This is a genomic window from Pseudoflavonifractor sp. SW1122, from assembly GCF_012027765.1.
Taxonomy (GTDB): domain Bacteria; phylum Bacillota; class Clostridia; order Oscillospirales; family Oscillospiraceae; genus Enterenecus; species Enterenecus faecium.
The window spans coordinates 1-19,666 of sequence record NZ_SJOS01000046.1; the positions used below are offsets into that span (position 1 = coordinate 1).

Sequence of the window (19,666 nt, forward strand, 5' to 3'; positions counted from 1 at the left end):
AAACTTGTTCTTCTCCAATTTCTCAGGCAAAACCCAGCGCCCCAGCCGGGGACGCTCCGCTGGGCCCGATTTCTCCCCGATGAGAAATCGGGGAAAGAATCGCCAAAGGCGGGGCCTTCCCCCGCCTTGTGGAATCCACCCCGCGGTACTGGATGCACCTGCGTCCTCCTTGCTTCGGCCCTTGGGCTGGTAGGGTCACATAGATGGTGTGGAACTTCTACAGAAAGTACCTGCTTCTCTGGCAGACAGTGCTTCTATCGCCAGGGCCTTACTCTGGTGAGCCGCTGTCCCCAGCGGTCGGCGGCGGGAACGCCGCTTCTCCAAGATAGGCCCGGACATGAAAACCACCCAGCTGTAGGGCCAGCTGCCAGGATAGCCTGGTGTGGTGGCACGACTAGGCGCCACAGCAAGGGTGACGGGCCGAACCTAGACTTGACGCAGGCCCAGCCTCGTACCCCAAGGGAGGTCCTTAGGGGGGAACGCCCTAAGTGGCTTTTCGTCCATTTTGGCCACTCAAAATGGACCCCAGCGGAGCGTCCCTGGAAGGGCGCTGGGTTCTACCCAGGAAATTGGAGCAGGACAATCCCTCCGACCCAGCTTACGCCGGGCCACCTCCCTTTACACAAGGGAGGCTTTTGAAGTAAAAAAGTACGGTCAGCCGAAGCTGACCGTACTTTTTGTAGTTCTAGAGCTTAGCGACGGGTCTGCTTGCGCACCACCACGGCAGTGCTCAGCAGCAGCACGGTGGAGGCCAGGATGGCCACATACACCAGCAGCAGAGACTGGTCGCCAGTCTGAGGCACCTTCTCGGGCTTCTCGGTGGCCTGAGGCTTGTCGGTGGTCTCAGGCTTCTGGGAGGCCTCGGGCTTGTCGGTGGTCTCGGGAGCGCCGCCGGCGGTGAGGCCGTTCATGGCGTCGCTGAGGGCAGCCACAGCAGCGTTCACGGTAGCCTGGTCGTCCTCGGAGAGGGTCTCGTCGGCCATGACAGCCTGAGCGTTCTGGAGAGCCGTGCGGAAGGTGGCCACGGACTCGGCGGTGTAGCCGGTCAGGTCGATGCCCTCGGCCTTGCCGATCAGGTCCTCCAGGATGGACTTGTCCGCCTTGTAGCGCTGGGCCAGGATGGCATTGAGCAGAGCGTCAGCGGCATCGTCCATTGCACCCTGCATGGTGTCGCCAGCCTCGGCCAGGATCTTCTCGGCATCGGCCAGAGCGTCCACCAGCAGCTGCCAGTTGTCGGAGACATACTTGTCCGCGTTGTCCATCATCTGGTTGGCGCGGTCCACCAGGAGCTGGAGGGCGGCGGGGTTGCCCTTGACCCAGTCCAGCATCCACACGGCGTTGAGCAGACGGTCGGTGACCTCTTCCACCTGAGCCTGGGTGTAGGCGCTGGGATTGTCCAGGATGGCCTTGGCATCGGCCAGAGCCTGCTCATAGTAGGCCTTGGCGCTGTCGATGAGGTTGGAGTAGTCCTCCGCCGCAGCTCTGTCATAGATGTCCTTGAGCAGAGTGGTGTCGGCGGGCTCGTTGGCAGTCCACTTGGCGTACAGGGTAATGTCGGCAGTGACAGCGGTGTCAAAGTCGTAAGCGGTGGTGCAGTTCTCGTCGGTGTACCAGCCGGCGAAGGTGTAGCCCTCCATCACGGGAGCCTCGGGCTGAGCCACGGTCTGGCCATCGACCACCACCACGGCCTCCACAGCGGAGCCGCCCATGGAGTTGAAGGTCACCTGGTGCTTGGCGGTGGGAGTCACGCCGTTGGCGTAGAACATCACGTCGTCCACCTGACCCACAAAGGAGTTGGTCTCAGAGCCGATGCGGGCCACGGGAATGTTGAAGGAGGAGTAGGTGATGCCGGTCTTGCCCATGAACTGGGTGGTGGCGTGCTCGTCGGGGAGGAAGTAACCCACAGCGGCGATCTTCTGGCCGTCCACCTGCAGGTAGGTCTTGTTGCCCTCGTTGGTGACGGTCAGCTCCACCCACTCATCGCAGGGCAGGTCATAGTCGAACTCGTACTCATACAGCTCACGGGCAAAGCCCAGCTTCCAGGTGCCGTCCTCATTGGCGATGGCCTTGATGGTGGTCTCGCCGTAGGCGGCGTCGGCTTCCAGGATGATCTGCTCGCCGGAGTTGGAGGTGCTGGCCTTAAACAGCCGCAGGGACACGGTGTTCTTGGGGCCCATGACGTCCAGACCGGTGGAGGCGTAGGAGCTGTCCCCGGTGAGGGTCAGGGTGCCGTCGGTGAGGGTGGCGCCGGTGAGGGTCAGGTCACGGCCGTTGCCGGAGCGGTCCTGGGTGTCGGTGAAGGAATACTGAGCGTACTCCTGAGTGCCCTCAGCCAGGTCGATGGTGTGATAGGGGTTGGTGTTGGGGGCAGCGCCCAGGGTGGCCACGTCGGCCTTCAGGGTGGCGTAGTCACGGTCCAGGCCGTTGCCGCCAGTGCCCCACATCTTGGTGCCCAGGTAGGGCAGAGCGTCCACGAACCGGGAATAGGTATCCGTCTCGTTGATGCCAGCGGCACGGGTGTCAATGTTGTCGTTCCAGATGGCGTAGCAGGCGCCCAGCATCTGAGCGGAGCCGGAGGGGATCCAGGTACCGCCCATGTTCTCGGGCTCCCAAGAGTTGTACAGGCTCTGGGAATTCAGCCAGTCGCCATAGCCGCCCACGCTGCCGTTGCCGCTGGGCACCATGTACAGGTAGCCGTCAATGGTGTTGACCAGGCCGAAGCCCAGGTTGAACATCTGCTGAGGATTGGCCCATCCGGTGTTCCAGATGTTCATCTGAGCGCCCTGAACGTGCTCGGGGCCGAACTTATAGCCCTCGCCGCCGCTCATAGAGGTCAAACTGCCCCAGACCCGGACCTGACGATGCTTCACGTTCTCGATGTAGTCGATCATCTGAATGAGGAAGTTGCGGTAGGCGGGGTGGCTGGCATAGAACTCATCGGCGCCGATGTGGACGATGGTGTTCTCATCGAAGATGTCCTCGTCGATGTACTCGTCGTAGATCTCCTTGATGATGTCGATGCCCTCCTGCTTGCTGACATCCACATGGTCCACCCAGGGGTGGGCAGTGTCGATCTGGTGGAGCACCAGGTCGGGCTGCTTCAGGGTGTACATGATGTAGTTGGTGATGGACAGAGCGTGGGCGGGCACGTCCAGCTCGGGGATAATATCCACGCCCAGGGCACGGGAGTAGCTCATAAACTCCTTGAACTCGGCCTTGGTGTAGTAGTAGTCCTTGGAGGTCAGGCCCTCATCGGAGTACTCCAGGCGGTAGCCCTGGTAAGCCTGACGGATGCCATCCTCATCCTCGCCGGCCTTGTAGTAGTCCTCCATGAAGATGAGGTTGTCGCTCAGGTGCACATGGAAGCTGTTCATCTTGTACCAGGCCATGGTCTTGGAGATGGTCTTCAGAGTCTCCATGGAGTAGGGCTTACGGCCCACGTCCAGCATGAAGCCACGGTTCTCAAACTCGGGGTAGTCACAGGCGGTACCCTGGGCGATGGTCAGGTTACCGGACAGCTGCAGGGCCTGGAGCACAGAGCGGGTGCCCCAGTAGGCGCCGGTGGCGTCGTTGGCCTGGATGACCACCTGGTCGGTGACCACCATGTTGTAGGTCTCCTTGTCGAAGCCAGCCTGATCGTGGTACACCAGGCTGATGTCGCCGGCCTTGGGGGTGTCGTTGACGATGGGGAGGGTCAGGCCGAACAGGTCCTTCAGGTCGGCCTGGAGCTCCTGAGCCACGGAGGCATAGGTCTCGTCGGCCACGATGCGGCTGTCGGCGGTGATGGCATAGGTCAGACCCTTCTGGTCGGCAGCGGAGTACCACTGGGCCAGCTCAGGCACCACGGCGGGCTTGGCGTTACCCTCGTTGGCGGAGTTGACGCCGGGGATGTCAAGCTCCACGGTGGCGGAGCCACAGGTGGTGGTGTCGTTCTTGTCACGCACGGTGACGGAGATCTCCACGGTGGTATCCACCAGGGGGGTGTGGATGGCGCCGGAGGCATCCACCACCTGCTCGTAGTTGCAGCCCCAGGTGGCGGTGTACTTCTCGGGCACCTCGCCGGTCATGACCACCTTACCGTCCTGAATCTGGACGCTCTGGGCCAGAGCGGCAGCGGTGTTGGCGGGGGTGACCACCACCTCGGACTCCTCCTGGTACACCTCAAACTCGTACAGAGCCACGTTGTTCCAGGTGGCGCTGCTGTACTTCTCCACCCACACCCGGACATAGCGGGCCTCCACAATGCTCTCAAAGTTCACGGTCTGGATGGGAGCGCCGCTGGTCAGCTTGCCCTCAAAGGTCTTCTGGGTGGTCCACTGCTCACCGTCCATGGAGGTCTGCACATACCACTTGTCGGGGTTGTTGCTCTCCCAGTAGAGAATGACGCTGCCCACCATGTAGGTGTTGCCCAGGTTGTAGGTGATGGTGGGGTTCTTCACGCCGATGTCGGTGGCCCAACGGGAGCTCTTGGAGGTCTTGTCGCCGTCACGAGCCTTGTCAGCGGTGAAGGAGGTGCCGCTCTCCACGTTGGTGGCGGAGGCGATCACGCCGTTCTGACGAGCGATGTTGGTGCCCTCGGGGAGCTTCACCACATCGCTGCCAGCATCCTCGGGCATGTGGCCGTACACCTCAAACTCCCGCACACCCACGTTGTACCAGTTGGACACAGCCTCGCCGTACTTGGTCACACGCAGACGCACATACTGAGCGGTGACAGCCTCAGTCAGTTGGTGCTCGGGCTCCAGAGTACCATCGGCAGACTCCACAAACACCTGCTGGGTCCAGTCGGTGCCGTTGGTGGAGGTCTCGATGTAGTAGGTCTGGATGTTGGTCTTTTCCCAGAACACCTTGAAGCCGGTGATGGTGCGCTCCTCGCCCAGGTTCAGCTGGAGCCAGCGCTCGGTGGTACCCTTTCCATCGTTGTTGGTACCCCAGCGGGAGGCCTCATCATAGTTGCCATCGATGGTGGCGGAGGGGGGGAACTTGTCGGTCTCGGTGTCGGAGGCAGTGGCGGTGACGCCGCTCAGGCGGGCCAGGTTGCCGATGACGGGAACCACCTCATCGTTGCCGTACACCTCGAACTCACGCACGCCCACGTTCCACCAATTGGCCACAGCCTGGCCGTACTTGGTGACGCTCAGACGCACATAGCGGGCCACCACAGCGTTCTCCAGCTGGTGCTCCACCTCACGGGCGGCAGCAGCGCCGGTGACCACCACCTGCTGGGTCCACTCAGAGCCATCGGTGGAGGTCTCAATGGTGTAGTCCTGGATGTTGGTCTTCTCCCAGAATACCTTAAAGCTGTCGATGGAGTACCGGGCGCCCAGGTCCAGCTGGAGCCAGCGCTCGGTGGTGCCCTTGCCATCGTTGTTGGTTCCCCAGCGGGAGGTATCCTCATAGTTGCCGTCAATGGTGGCAGAGGGGGGGAACTTGTCGGTCTCGGTGTCGGAGGCAGTGGCTACCACGCCGTCCAGGCGGGCCAGATTCACATTGTCCGCCTTGGGCTGAGCTGCCGCCGATGCGGCCAGACCGCTGGTGAGCATCACAGCTGCCAACAGTGCGGCCAGTCCGCGCTTCAGGGACTTCTTCATACGTTACACCTCTTCCTTCCTATCTTTTCGTGTACTTAGGGCAAGCTTCGCCGGATGTCTTCCGCCCAAAAAAGAATAACCACACGCCCACTGCCTCAATCTGAAGGTCCCATCACCCATTCCTCTCGTCCGAAGCAGTGACACATGTGGTTATGCCTGATTGAACAGTAACATCCCAATGGCCGACAGTTCCACCCCCAGTGGGGAAACCGTCGGCTGTGTGCCGAATCTATTGCCTTTATAGTAATGATAACAGACCAATTTTCACCTGTCCACAGACGGAACAGCCAAACCCATCGGGAAAATTCTATGCATTTTTCACAAGTTTTCCACCTGTGTGGTCTGCCTCGTTGCGGTGTTTCACACAATCCCCAGGGGCAAAATAGGCAATTTTTATTAAAAATAGGAACTGCTGAGAAGCGAAAGCCCGCTTCTCAGCAGTTTTTGGAGCAAATTACTAACCTGCGGCCAATTAGCGCTGACGGCGGCGATGCACCACAACGGCGCCCCCCAACAGGGCCAGAGAGGCGGCCAGAGTCACCACGTAGAGGGTGACGGTGGCGTCGTCGCCGGTCTGAGGCACGTTCTCAGGCTTTTGGGTGACCTGAGGCTTGTCGGTGACCTCGGGGGCGGGGGTGGGAGTCACCTGGGGCTGCTCGCCCTGGACGGTGAGGGTGGCGGTGCAGGTGACGCCGTTCTCCTGGTAGGTGACGGTGACGGTGTCGCCGGCGGCCTCAAAGTCGGAGACGGTGGCCAGCGTGGTGACATCCCGGGAGTAGCCGGAGTCATAGGTGGCGGTGACGGTGAGGTCCAGCTTGCCGCCATCGGTGTAGGGGGCATTCTGCTGGACGGCGATGCCGGTGAGCTTGGACAGGGTCAGCTGATCGGCGGGCACGTCCACCCCGGCCACGGTGCTCAGACCGTAGGCCTGGAGGGCGATGGTCTCATAGCCCTGGCTTCCGGTGTCACAGCCGGCGTTGGAGACGATGTTCAACGGCTCCTGTCCGCTCTCCAGGGCTGCCAGCACGAACTTGGAGTAGAACAGCAGGCAGCCGCGTGGCACGTGGTAGTCGCTGGTGACCATGACGATGTTCTTCACCTGGGGATACTTGGAGGTGAGGATGTTGAAGGTGTTCAGGGCGTTGCCCACGGTGTCAGGGGCCCGGTTCTCCACAATGAGCCGATCGGGATCCAGGCCCTGCTCCAGCAGCCACTCACCCATAAGGCCACCCTCGGTGACGTTGGGGTTGTTGGCCGCGGTGCCGCCGCCAGTGACCAGCACATAGGCGTTGGGGTACTTCTTGGCGGAGGCCAGACCCACCTCCAGGCGGTGGATGAGCTCTTCCTTCATGGTGCCGTCGTCGTTGAGGGCGAAGCCCAGAATGACGATGCACATGCTGTCGTCCTGGGGCAGACCGTCGGCCGTGACGCCGATGTTCACCTTCATCTCGGTGTTGATGTAGCTCCAGTAGTCCATGATCTTGCACCAGGCCTCATACTGGTTCACGTCCACCGTCTTCAGCTCGTCCAAGGTGCGCATAATGTCGGTGGTGGCGCTCTCCTGGTAGTCCCGGTAGTAGGCGATGAGGTGGGCAATGAGGGCGGAGGCGTGGGTCATCTCCTCCTCACCCAGCAGGGTGCAGGTGGCCTGACGGGTGACGCCGTTCTCGGTGTACTTGAGCAGAATGGACTGGCCGGGTCCGGCGGCGGGGTCAAAGTCGAAGATCTCCACCAGGTCGGTGACGTTGCGGGAGTAGCCGGAGTCATAGTAGGCGGTGACGGTGAGGTCCAGGTCCTCTCCGGCGGCATAGGGGCTGTTCTGCTTGACGGTGAGGTAGGAGGGGGTGGACAGGGGCCGCTTGTCGGCGGACACCTGAACCCCGGCCACGGAGGCCACGCCGCTGGCCTGGAGGGCGATGGACTCATAGCCCTGGCTGCCGGTGTAGCATCCGGCGTTGGAGACGATGTTCAACGGCTCCTTGCCGCTGGCCAGAGCGGACAGTACAAACTTGGAGTAGAACAGGATGCAGCCGCGGGGCACATGGTAGTCGCTGGTGACCATGACGATGTTCTTCACCTGGGGATACTCCTCGGTGAGGATTTTAAAGGTGTTCTCCGCATTGCCCACGGTGGAGGGGGCACGGTTCTCCACAATGAGGCGGCTCTCGTCCAGGCCGTGCTCCAGCAGCCACTCGCCCATGAGGCCACCCTCGGTGACATTGGGGTTCTCTGCGGCGGTGCCGCCGCCGGTGACCACCACGTAGGCGTTGGGGTACTTCTCCGCAGAGGCCAGACCGGCCTCCAGGCGGTGGATGAGCTCCTCCTTCATGGTGCCGTCGGGATTGAGGGCAAAGCCCAGAATGACGATACACAGGCTGTCGTCCTGGGGCAGGCCGTCCTCGGTGACCCCGATGTTTACTTTCATCTCGGTGTTGATGTAGCTCCAGTAGTCCATGATCTTGGACCAGGCCTCATATTGGCCCTCATCCACCTTTTTCAGCTGGTCCAGGGTGCGCATGATGTCGGTGGTGGCGTCCTCCTGGTAGTCCCGATAGTAGGCGATGAGGTCGGAAACATAGGTCTGTGCCGACTCGGGTGTGTCAGCCTGGGTGACCGGGGCGGCCAACACAGACACCGAAATCAGCAGGCAAAAACTGATGAACAGGGATAGAACTCGTTTACAGGATTTCATGGAAGTGACCTCCTTTGCATCTCTTCACACATAAATGGTCCGGTTATGGGCGGAAACTTACCCTCTGCATCCCCCATACGCCTCCCTTCGGAGAATTTGGAGCTACACCTTTGTACCTAGATGGTAACAGACTGGCCTGGGCACGTCTATCCACATCCGCACCAAATTTCAGTCACCCAATTTTGTACAAAGAGCACATATTTTCTTGGTCACAAATTCCTCGCGCTGTTATATTCATCCAATCTATAGTCTGTTCTTCTCTAATTTCTCAGGCATCGCCTTGTTCCCCTGGCGAGGGGAGACGCGCTCCGCTGGGGTCCATTTTGACTGGCCAAAATGGACGAAAAGCCACTTAGGGCGTTCCCCCCTAAGGACCTCCCTGGGGTACGAGGCTGGAACTGCGTCAAGCCTGGATTCGGCCCGTCACCCTTGCTGTGGCTCCTGTTCCTGCCACCACACCAGGCCCCCTGGGCAACTGGCCCTACAGCTGGGCGGTTTCCATGTCCGGGCCTACTTAAGGAAAAGCGGCGTTTCCGCCGCCGGGAGCCATACCGCCGATAGCTGGGAACAGCGGCTCACCAGGGTAAGGCCCTGGTGGTAGAAGTTTTACTTGCCGTAGAAGCTGACACTTACAAAAGAATTGCCATGCTATCTATGTGACCCCGACGGACCAAGGGCCGAAAAGAGGAGGACGCAGGGGCTCCCCGTACCGCGGGGTGGATTCCACAAGGCGGGGGAAGACCCCGCCTTTGGCGGTCTTTGGTGACTTTCTGGCGGCAGAAAGTCACCCCAGCGGAGCGTCCCTGCCAGGCTGGCAAGCCGGACCCGAGTCCTCGGAGAAAGTCAATCCCTCCGACCCGGCTTACGCCGGGCCACCTCCCTTTACACAAGGGAGGCTTTTGATGCAAAAAAGTACGGCCAGATTTCTCTGACCGTACTTTCTCACTTGATTGGGAATTAGCTGCGACGCTTACGCAGGGTTACAACAGCACCCATGCCAGCGGCGGACAGCACCAGAGCGCTGAGCATCAGGCCCAGCTGGGCATTGTCACCAGTCTGAGGCACGTTGCTCTCGGGCTTCTGGGTGGTCTGGGGCTTGTCGGTGCTCTGAGGCTTGTCGGTGGCCTCAGGAGCCTGGGAGGCCTCGGGCTTGTCGGTGGTCTCGGGAGCGCCACCGGCGGTGAGGCCGTTCATGGCGTCGCTCAAAGCGGCCACAGCGGCGTTCACGGTAGCCTGGTCGTCCTCGGTGAGGGTCTCGTCGGCCATGACAGCTTGAGCGTTCTGGAGAGCCGTGCGGAAGGTGGCCACGGATTCGGCGGTGTAGCCGGTGAGGTCGATGCCCTTAGCCTCACCGATGAGGTCCTCCAGGATGGACTTGTCGGCCTTGTAGCGCTGGGCCAGGATGGCATTCAGCAGGGCCTCTTCGGCGGGCTGGATGTCGCCGGTCATGGCATTCTCGTCGGCGTACACGTCCTTGGCCTTGTCCAGGGCGTCCACCAGCTGCTGCCAGGTGTCGGTGACGTACTTGTCGGCGTCTTCCATCATGCCGTCAGCCCGGGTGATGAGCATCTCCAGCATGGTCTTGTCGCCGCGGGTGAAGCTGAGCATGTGGATGGCCTCCACCAGCTGGTCAAAGGCGGCGTTCACCTCAGCCTGGGAGGCGTTGGCGTTGTTCAGCACGGCCTTGGCGTTGTCCATGGCAGCCTGGAACTTCTCAGCCACAGCGGGGATCAGGTTGGTGGTGGCCTGCTCCAGAGCGTCCAGAGCGTAGTTGTAAGCGTACTCCAGCAGGCTGGTGTTGGCGGTCTCACGGTTGATGGTGAAGGTGTCCACCACGCTCATGTCGCTGGTGCGGTAGGTGGTGATGGTGAAGGCGTCCTCAGACACGTCCACACGGGACACGTTGGGCACCCGCTCCTGGTTCTGGACGGCGGAGTACTCATACTTGGTGCTCTGGATGGTGTAGAACTTGGAGCCAGAGGCGGAGTTGGCGGTGACATACAGGATGCCGTCGGGGTTGGTGACGGACTCAGGGATGCCGTCGCCGTCCTGGTCGGTGTACTTGTCAGACGCGGTGATGGGGGTCAGGCCGTCCATCATGTAAGTACGCACGTACACGTGGTCGTGGCCCATGAGCACCACGTCGATGTCCAGGTCCTCGAACACGGGCACCAGAGCCTCACGGCGCTGGAGGATGTCGCCATCCACGGCGTGGCTGGCCACGGAGTAGACGGAGTGGTGGAAGGTGACCACCTTCCAGTCCACGTCACCGGCCTCGGCGATGGCCTGCTCCATGAAGGCCTTGTGCTCGGCGGTGGACATGCTGTTGCTGTTCAGAGCCAAAAACAGGGTATTGTTGTACACAAACCAGTAGTCGCCGCCGGCGTTGGTGACGCCCAGCTCGGACTCGTTGGGCACGTTGAAGTGCTGGTCATAGGCGTTGCTGGAGGAGTCGTGGTTGCCCACGACGGTGGCCACGGGCAGGCTCAGCAGCTCGTCGTGGTCCAGGTAGCCGTTGTACTGGTCCTCGTTGTTGGCGGTGTTCACCTGGTCACCGGCGGAGAGGAGGAAGTCCACCCCGTCAAACTGGGTGCTGTCGGCGATGATGCCCAGGGTCTTGTCCCAGCCCTGGGTGTCGCTGTCGGCGTTGCCGCTGGCGCCAATCTGGGGGTCACCGGCAAAGGCAAAGGAGAACGCGCCGTTGGTGGCGGTGGTGAAGGTGGCCACGTCGGACTTCTCCTCCCCATTCACCAGCTGATAGGCGTAGACGGTGCCGGGCTCCAGGCCGGTGATGGTGGCCTGGTTGGACCACTTGCCGCTCTCGTTGGCGGGGGTGGAGGTGGCATCAAACTTGGCGGCATTCTCGGGCATAGCGCCGTTCACCAGCTGGCTCTGCTTGGCCACCAGCACGTAGCCAGCCCCCTCCTGGGCGGCATACCAGGTGGCGTTCATCTGGGTGTTATTGGCGCCCACGCTCAGCAGCACGTCGGTGAAGCTGGTGCTGGCCAGAGTCTGGACCCCGCTGTTCTCCTGAGCGGTGACAGCGGTCTGGGTCTGGTCGGGGACGTCGGAGGACTGAGCCAGAGAGGGCAGGGCGGCCAGCTGGAGCACCAGGCAGGTGCCGAGGACGCCGGAGATCACTTTCTTTGCGTTTTTGTGTAACATACTTTCTCTCCTTACTGACATTCTTACAACTTTATTGAGAAACCTGAGACAACTCAGGGGTTCTCCACTTGGGATACACTGCTGCCGAGACCAGGGAGGCCAGGGGGACGGTGAGGATGACGGCACAGGTGCCGCACAGGCCGTGGGCCAGCTCCAGGGCGATGTAGTCGGAGTGGAGCAGCTGCACGGGGTCGGTGCCGTAGGTCATCAGCACCAGCAGGGTGGTGAGGGAGCCGCCGGCAAAGGCAAAAATCAGGGTGTTGCTCATGGTGCCGATCATGTCCCCGCCCATGCGCAGCCCGGCCCGCCACAGCCCACGCCCGGTGATGTCCGGGTCGGCCAGGCGCACCTCCCACAGAGCGGACAACAGGGACACCGCCACGTCCATCACAGCGCCCAGGGAGGCGATCATGGTGGCGGCAAAGAGCACCGTGGAGATGTTCAGGCCCGTGTTCTGGGCGGCCACCAACAGGTTTTCTGCATCGCTGCTCTTAAACCCGGACAGGTGGAGCAGTAGGGAAAAGAGGAGAAACAGCCCACAGGCCACAAACTCGCCTGCCAGCACCACCCCGATGCCCAGCACCCCTCGGGGGGACAGGCCGTAGATGAGAAAGACGGTGACGGCTGTGGACACCAGCACCATGGCCAGCCCCGCCAGAATGGGGGAGCCGCCGGAGTAGATGACCGGCACGGTGATCTTCAGCAGGAACACCAGAGAGAAGGCCAGAGCCAGAGTGGCGTAAAAGCCCTTTTCCCCGCCCACCAGCAACATCAACAGCAGGAAGATGGCCACCGCCACCCCCAGGCCCACGCTGCGGTCGTACTGGTAGAGGGTGTAGTAAGGCTCCACGTTTTCCGGGGCGTCCACACACACCACCACCCGCATCCCCTCACGGGCCAGGATGTTGTGGGTATTGGTGAGGTAGTTGGTGAGGGTGATCTGGGAGCCGTCCTTGAGCTCAATGGTGAGGGTCTGCTCCCCCAGCTGGGGGCCGCCCTTCAAATCGCTGGGGGTGAGGTCCTCCTCCACCACCTCCAGCACGGTGCCGGGGATATAGGAGACGGTGTCAGACACCAAGCTTTGAAAGGACACCGACACCGAGGGCATAAAGGCCAGCACGGCGGTGACCAAACAAACGAAAATTGCCAGAATACGCTGCCCAAACCGGGGGTTGTGGATGATTTGCATGGAGAAACTCCTTCCTTGTCTTCGCTGTACATCATCCTACTCGCCTGGAGGTGGCAAACGCTATCTTGCGTCGGTAAAACCAATGTAAAGATCTTGCAAATTCAGAAAAATAGTTCCTAAATTCATTGATATAAATTGAAAAATCCAGGAATGACAGTTTTCACCACCAAAATTCAAAAATTCGGGAATGGAACTGGGCAGAACCGCCAAGCCAGAGTTGGGGATTCTGACAATTTATACAAAAAACGAGTTCTATATATAAAGTGTATATACATCCCGCCCACAGGCGTGGTATCATGAGAGATAAGCACCCAGAGGCCGGGGTACGGCCTCGCGGAGAGAAGAGAAAGGATGATACCATGCTGAAAAAATCCTTGAGTCTGCTGCTGGCAGGCGCCCTGACGGTATCCCTGGCCGTTCCCGCTGTGGCGGGCAACTCCCAGGCCCAGCCCAAACAGGACACCTCCTACGGCACCACCTACTATCTGGACGCCTCCATTGGCAAGACCGACGGGGACGGCCTGACCCCGGCCAATGCCTTTGACAGCCTGGAGGACATCAACGCCAAGACCTTCCAGCCCGGAGACCAGATTCTCATCAAGGCCGGTACCCAGTACACCGGCACCCTGTGGCCCAAGGGCTCCGGCTGCGAGGGCTACCCCATTGTCATCGACATGTACGGCGAGGGGGACAAGCCCCTCATCGACGGCAACGGCGCCTACTTCATGCCCCAGGTCAAGGACTGGCAGGGCCCCTTCACCGGGGAGACCGGGGACCAGATCGGCGCTGCGGTGTACCTGTACAACCAGGAGTACATCGAGATTAACAACCTGGAAGTGAAAAACCAGGGGGACAACGTCAACCGGGACCGCAGCGGCATCCGGGTGGAGGGCTATGACTACGGGGTCATTGACCACATCTACATCCGCAACTGCTACGTCCACGACGTGCGGGGCTACAACGGTCAGGACGACATCTACCCCGTGGTGCCCACCAACCCCGACGGAAGCCCCACCGACGGCTTTACCGACGAGGACCAGACCAACCCCAACACCACCAATACCTTCTGGGGCGCTCGTACCACCCACCGCACCGGCGGCATCAACTTTGTCACCTACACCGCCCGGCTGCCGGAGAGCAAAAACGAGTTCAACGTCCCGGTGCAGGAGCTGGATGAGACCAAGCAGATCACCACCTTCAACGACATTCTCATTGAGAACAACACCGTGGAGAACTGCCAGGCCAACGGCATCACCACCACCAACGTCAAGGGCACCCTGGACGACGTGGCCTTCCGCCACACCAACGTGGTCATCCGGGGCAACGACATCCACAATGTCACCCGCTCCGGCATCATCCCCATCTACACCAACGGGGTGCTGGTGGAGTACAACAAGGTGGACACCTTCCAGAGCACCTACGAGGGCTACGGCTGCGGCATCTGGTGTGACCGGGCCAACGGCATGGTGTTCCAGTACAACGAGGTGTGCAATGGCGTCAACGGCAACGACGGCATGGCCTTCAACCTGGACGACATGACCCGAGACGGCGTCATCCAGTACAACTACACCCACGACAACTACGGCGGCGGCTACATGCTCCACGTCCGCCAGAACTCCTACAACCGCAACAACACCATCCGCTTCAACCTGTCGGTGAATGACAGCGGGGTGTTTACCGCCCACAACGCCCAGATCGTGGCGGTGGGTGAGACCTCTACCACCAAGCTGGAGAGCGCCAAGGTGTACAACAACACCTTCCTGTCCAACAAGGACTGCCACGCCGTGTACCAGGGAGACGAGGTGGACTACACCAACAACATCTGGTACTTCACCAACTCCGCCGTGGCCAATCGCAAGGACTGCTTCTACCCCGGCGCCAACTCCTCCTTTGACAACAACGTGTACATCGGCTGTGTGGCCCCCACGGATGCCAACCAGCACACCGACGATCCCCAGTTTGTGGGCGGGTCCAACCTCTTTGGCCTGACCCGGGACCAGGCTCTGGTGAACGCCTCCCTCACCGCTAACTCCCCCTATGTGGGCGCTGGCGTGGCGGTGGACAACAACGGCGGCCAGGACATTCTGGGCGGCAGCCTGGACACCCTGAACCTGGGCGCCATCGCCGGGGCCGGTCACCAGGCCGCGGCTGTGTCCCAGACCTACACCCCCAACGAGGTCACCAAGTACCTCTCCGACGGCACCCAGCAGCCCCAGGTCATCCACGAGACCGTGTCTGAGTCCAACACCAAGTGGGTCAACACCACCTTCAACTCCAAGAGCGTCATCTACACCAAGAAAGAGGGCAACTACCTGGAGTTTGACATGGTGGGCACCGGCGGCACCTTCACCCTCAAGCGGGGCGGCGGCGCCGGCAACGTGAAGCTGGTAGCGTACCAGGACGGCCAGGAAGTGAAGTCCGTCACTGTGAACACCTACAACGCCACCGCCGACACCATCACCGTGGACGACTTCGCCCAGCTGTCTGAGACCAACGAGGCCTACACCATCCGCGTCTACAACGCCGAGAACGGCAAGGCCGCCAACTTCGTCTCCTTCACCACCAACGTCTCCGAGACCACCCAGCCCGGCTGCGACAACGACGCCATCGCCGGCGTGGTATTGGAGCAGCCCATGGCCCAGGTCATCCCCTACGGCAAGACCTCCGTGTCCGTGGACCTGGCCTCCCACGTGTATTTCCGCACCTGCCAGGCCCAGCAGCCCCAGGCCACTGTGACCTACACCGCCAACAACGGGGCCACCGTGGAGGGCAACACCGTCACCTTCCCCGCCCCCGGTGACTACACCGTCACCGCCCAGGCCACCTACAACGAGGTGACCGTCACCGACTCCATCACCGTCTCCGTCACCCAGGGCCAAGAGCCCCAGGTGAACGTCCCCGCCGTGGACACCCGCGCCCTCACCGGGCTCATTGCCGCCTGCGAGGGTCTGGACCTGACCCAGTATGGCGAGGCCCGTCAGGACGTGTTCCAGCAGACCCTGGCCCAGGCCAAGGCCCTGCTGGAGGGCGAAGGCTACACCCAGGCCCAGGTGGACGAGATGGTGACCCTGCTCACCACCGCCAAGAACGGCCTGTCCCTCACCCGTGTCAACGCCGAGGACAGCGTGGTGGTGAAAAACGGCAACTGGGTGAACCTGTCCGACGCCACTCTGGACGGCGGCAAAGCGCTCAAGTGCTCCAACGCCAATGAGTCCATGACCGTGGACTTCTTCGGCAACCAGGTTCAGGTCTACGGCCGCAAGGCGGTGGGCGTGGCCATCATGACCTTCACCGTCACCCGCCTGAGCGACAACGAAGTGGTGCACACCCAGACCGTGGACGGCTACAACGCCGAGAAGCTGGACCAGCAAGAGCTGTTTGCCTGGACCGGTGAGACCAACGACCAGTACCGCCTGACCATCACCAACACCGGAACCGACAACGAGAACGCCAACAACAGCTACAACGTCATCATCGACTTCCTCACCTTCGGCTGTGACCAGGCCCAGCTGGCCGACCTCACCGCCCTGGCCGCTGCCCTCACCAAGGCCGACGGCCTCAACAGCGCCGACTACACTCCCGAAGCCTGGCAGGCCGTGGAGGCCGCAGCCCTGGCCGGACGCCGGGTGTATGTGGACGCCACCGCCACCCAGGCCCAGGTGGACGCCGCTGCCGCCGCCCTCAACGAGGCCATGGCCCCGCAGCCCCAGGGGCCTGTGGAGACCTACGCCCTGCAATACGTGTACGACTATGCCGTCCAGCAGGACACCAGCAACCTGATCCCCTCGGTGGCCGCCTTCTATCAGGAGGCCCTGACCGAGGCCAAGACGGTGCTGGATGACCCCGACGCCACCCAGCTGGAGGTGGATGCCGCCTGCGGCAAGCTGATGCGTGCAGTGCACATGCTCAACTGGGTCCGCGGGGACAAGGCCATGCTGGAGCTGCTCATCATCCGGGCCGACCAGATGGTGGCGCACGCCGACCTGTACGTGACAGACAACTGGCAGCAGCTGCTGGACGCCCTGGACCAGGCCAAGAAGGTCTATAATGACGAGAACGCCATGGACAGCGACATCCAGCCCGTGGTGGACCAGCTGCTGGCCGCCATCCTGGCCCAGCGCTACAAGGCCAGCCGGGCCATTTTGGAGAACCTGGTGGCCAAGGCAGAGGGCATGGACCTCACCGGCTACACCGCCGAGTCCGTGGCCGCGTTCCGCACCGCTCTGGACCAGGCCAAGGCCGTGCTGGCGCAGGAGAGCAATCAGGCTGCTGTGGAGGCCGCGGTCACCGCTCTGAATGATGCCATGGCCAACCTGACCCAGCAGACCGTGGACAAGGAGGCCCTGGCCGAGCTCTACACCTATGCCGACCAGCAGGACACCAGCAACCTCATCCCCTCCGTGGCCGTGTTCTATCAGGAGGCTATGACCGAGGCCAAGGCCGTGCTGGACGACGCCACCGCCACCCAGCTGGAGGTGGACGCCGCCTGCGGCAAGCTGATGCGCGCCGTGCTCAAGCTGGACTGGGTCAAGGGTGACAAGGCCATGCTGGAAGTGCTCATCGCCCGTGCCGAGGGCATGGTGGAGAACGTGGACAAGTACGTATCGGACAACTGGCAGCAGCTGGTGGACGCCCTGGCCAAGGCCAAGGAGGTGTTCGCCGACGAGAACGCCATGGATGTGGACATTGAGCCCGTGGTGGACCAGCTGCTGGCCGCCATCCTAGCCCAGCGCTATAAGGCGGACAAGTCCGTCCTGGAGAACCTCCTGAACCAGGCCGAGGGCATGGACCTCACCGGCTACACCGCCGAGTCCGTGGCCGTGTTCCACTCCGCTCTCCAGAGCGCCCAGGCTGTCATGGCCGACCAGACCCTCTCCGAGGAGGACCAGGCAACGGTGGACGCCGCTGTGGCTGCCCTCAACGCTGCCATGGATGGCCTCACCGCCGATGGTGCTCCCGAGGTCACGGACCAACCCGAGGCCTCCCAGGCTCCTGAGGCTACTGACAAGCCTGAGACCACCCAGGCTCCCGAGGCTACCGACAAGCCCGAAGCTTCTCAGAGTCCTGAGGCCACCAACCAGCCTCAGAGCACCGCCAAGCCCCAGGCCACCCAGAAGCCTGAGAAGGTGCCTCAGACGGGCGACCAGTCTCAGTTGCTGGTGTACGTGGCCGCTCTGGCCTCTGCGGTGCTGCTGCTGAGCACTGCCGTGGTGGTGCGCAAGCAGACCCGTCGCTAAACTCCAAATCATAGAAAAGTACGGTCAGCAAATGCTGGCCGTACTTTTTTGCTGTTTTCGAACTTAGACAGAATGTGTTCCCTTCTCCGATTTCCCCGGCGGAAACCAGCGTCCTTCCAGGGACGCTCCGCTGGGCCCCCTTTCTCAGCGGGCGCATTGTCAAGTCAAGTGCAACACTTTGTTCCGAAAGACTTCGGCAGGGGTTTTCCATCCCAGGCATTTACGAGGCCGGGTATTTAGCTTATGCGTGAATTCCTCCAGCAGCTCTGGAGAGAACGGCACTTTATAGGTGTTTTTAGGGACATACTGACGCAGAAGGCCATTGGTATTCTCGTTTGTTCCCCTCTCCCAGGGACACATAGGGTGGGCAAAGTAAAACTGCGCATTTGGAATCTTAGCTGTAATGTCAGCGTGATTTGCAAATTCAAAGCCACGGTCTAAAGTAATGCTACGCAGCAGTCGGTTGGGCAGTTTCTCCAACATCGAGGCCATGACCTGCGCAACTTCTGAAGCCTTTCTGGTTTTACTGATTCCGGTGAGCAAGAACCGTGAGCGTCGGTCTACCAGTGTGACAATATACAGCTTGTGACAGCTGCTATACACCAAATCGCCCTCAAAGTGTCCAAAACGACTGCGATTTTCCGCAGATCTAGGGCGCTCTTCAATTCCACGGTGAATATATGCCTTCTCTTGCTTCTCCTTTTTCTTACCACGCCAACCCTTCCTGCGCAGATAACGCTCCATAAAATAGCGCCCGTGTTTCTTTTTCTTCCGTTCCTTTGGCTCCATATAGCCTGTCTTGATCGCACGGTAGATGGTGCTATAACTGACCACTGGACTCCCATGTTCTAGTTCTATGCGCTTGGAAATCTGTTCTGGAGACCATTGTTGACCGGTAAGCAAGTTAACCACTTTCTCTCTTATATCTGTTTGCTCCAATATCTTGTGCCTCCGACAGTGTTTGCGCCTCTTTTGATACTTTTCCTGGGCTTTAGATGGACGATAGGAGCGAGCAAATTGGTTACGTTTTAATTCCCGGCTTACAGTGGATACGGAGCGTCCTATGCCCTTGGCAATCTCTCGCAATGACTTACCCAAAAGTTTATTTTCCCATATACTTTCCCGCTCGGATATGCTAAGATGATGGTAGTGACTCATTGGGGATTCCTCCTTATGGTTTGTCTCGTCAACTGCCATTTTACAGGAATTTCCCCAATGGGTCATCTTTTATTTTAGGTGTTGCACTTGCATTGTAAATCTCCACGATGAGAAAGAGGGGAAAGAATCGCCAAAGGCGGGGCCTTCCCCCGCCTTGTGGAATCCACCCCGCGGTACTGAGTGGAAGGTGCAGTGTTCTGTGTTCGGCCCTTGGAGTGGTTCATGTCACATAGATGGCGTGGACATGCTACAGAAAGTACCTGTTCCTCTGTGTAGTTGTACTTCTACTGCCAGGGCCTTACCCTGGTGTGCAACTGTTCCCAGTTGCCGGGGGCCAGGCTCCCGGCGGCGGGAACGCCGCTGTACCAGGGCAGGCCCGGAGGTGGAAAGCACCCAGCCATAGGGCCAGCTGCCCAGGGTAACCTGGTGTGGTGGCACGGCTAGGCGCCACAGCAAGAGTCACGGGCCGACCATAGACTTGACGCAGTTCCAGCCTCGTACACCAGGGAGGTCCTTAGGGGGGAACGCCCTAAGTGGCTTTTCGTCCATTTTGGCCAGTCAAAATGGACCCCAGCGGAGCGCGTCTCCCCTCGCCAGGGGAACGAGGTGAAGCCTGAGAAATTGGAGAAAGCTC

General features: G+C 60.8%; 6 protein-coding genes. 1 reads left to right on the forward strand and 5 read right to left on the reverse strand.

Annotated features, from left to right (window positions below; genetic code table 11):
- Positions 1 to 692: 692 nt before the first annotated feature.
- The 4 genes from E0L15_RS09810 to E0L15_RS09825 all read right to left on the reverse strand — a co-directional run bounded on the left by E0L15_RS09810 (position 693) and on the right by E0L15_RS09825 (position 12,637).
- Positions 693 to 5,591 (reverse strand): discoidin domain-containing protein, encoded by a 4,899-nt coding sequence (locus E0L15_RS09810; RefSeq protein WP_168125449.1) that lies wholly within the window; start codon positions 5,589 to 5,591, stop codon positions 693 to 695.
- A gap of 472 nt (positions 5,592 to 6,063) precedes the next feature.
- Entirely contained in the window at positions 6,064 to 8,283 is a 2,220-nt protein-coding gene (locus E0L15_RS12580; protein ID WP_168125450.1) for an ElyC/SanA/YdcF family protein, read from the reverse strand.
- A 957-nt stretch (positions 8,284 to 9,240) separates the two neighbouring features.
- A complete protein-coding gene (locus E0L15_RS09820; RefSeq protein WP_168125451.1) occupies positions 9,241 to 11,448 on the reverse strand; it encodes a metallophosphoesterase family protein in 2,208 nt (735 codons plus the stop codon).
- A gap of 31 nt (positions 11,449 to 11,479) precedes the next feature.
- The gene (locus tag E0L15_RS09825) at positions 11,480 to 12,637 is read right to left on the reverse strand and encodes a YibE/F family protein (RefSeq protein WP_168125452.1); all 1,158 of its coding nucleotides are present in this window, start codon (positions 12,635 to 12,637) and stop codon (positions 11,480 to 11,482) included.
- Between the two features lie 359 nt (positions 12,638 to 12,996).
- On the opposite strand from E0L15_RS09825, the gene E0L15_RS09830 reads away from it, so the two are divergent.
- On the forward strand, positions 12,997 to 17,874 hold the full coding sequence (locus E0L15_RS09830; RefSeq protein ID WP_168125453.1) for a right-handed parallel beta-helix repeat-containing protein: 4,878 nt from the start codon (positions 12,997 to 12,999) through the stop codon (positions 17,872 to 17,874).
- Positions 17,875 to 18,033: 159 nt separating this feature from the next.
- On the opposite strand, the gene E0L15_RS09835 is transcribed toward E0L15_RS09830, so the two are convergent.
- Positions 18,034 to 19,032 carry an IS30 family transposase gene (locus E0L15_RS09835; RefSeq protein ID WP_168125454.1) on the reverse strand — a complete coding sequence of 333 codons (999 nt, stop codon included), beginning with the start codon at positions 19,030 to 19,032 and terminating at the stop codon, positions 18,034 to 18,036.
- Positions 19,033 to 19,666: the final 634 nt, after the last annotated feature.

Bases quoted from the DNA above. Each gene is read 5' to 3' on its own strand.
- E0L15_RS09825 (WP_168125452.1), bottom strand. From the start codon at position 12,637: ATGCAAATCATCCACAACCCCCGGTTTGGGCAGCGTATTCTGGCAATT.
- E0L15_RS09810 (WP_168125449.1), bottom strand. From the start codon at position 5,591: ATGAAGAAGTCCCTGAAGCGCGGACTGGCCGCACTGTTGGCAGCTGTG.
- E0L15_RS09830 (WP_168125453.1), top strand. From the start codon at position 12,997: ATGCTGAAAAAATCCTTGAGTCTGCTGCTGGCAGGCGCCCTGACGGTA.
- E0L15_RS09835 (WP_168125454.1), bottom strand. From the start codon at position 19,032: ATGAGTCACTACCATCATCTTAGCATATCCGAGCGGGAAAGTATATGG.
- E0L15_RS09820 (WP_168125451.1), bottom strand. From the start codon at position 11,448: ATGTTACACAAAAACGCAAAGAAAGTGATCTCCGGCGTCCTCGGCACC.
- E0L15_RS12580 (WP_168125450.1), bottom strand. From the start codon at position 8,283: ATGAAATCCTGTAAACGAGTTCTATCCCTGTTCATCAGTTTTTGCCTG.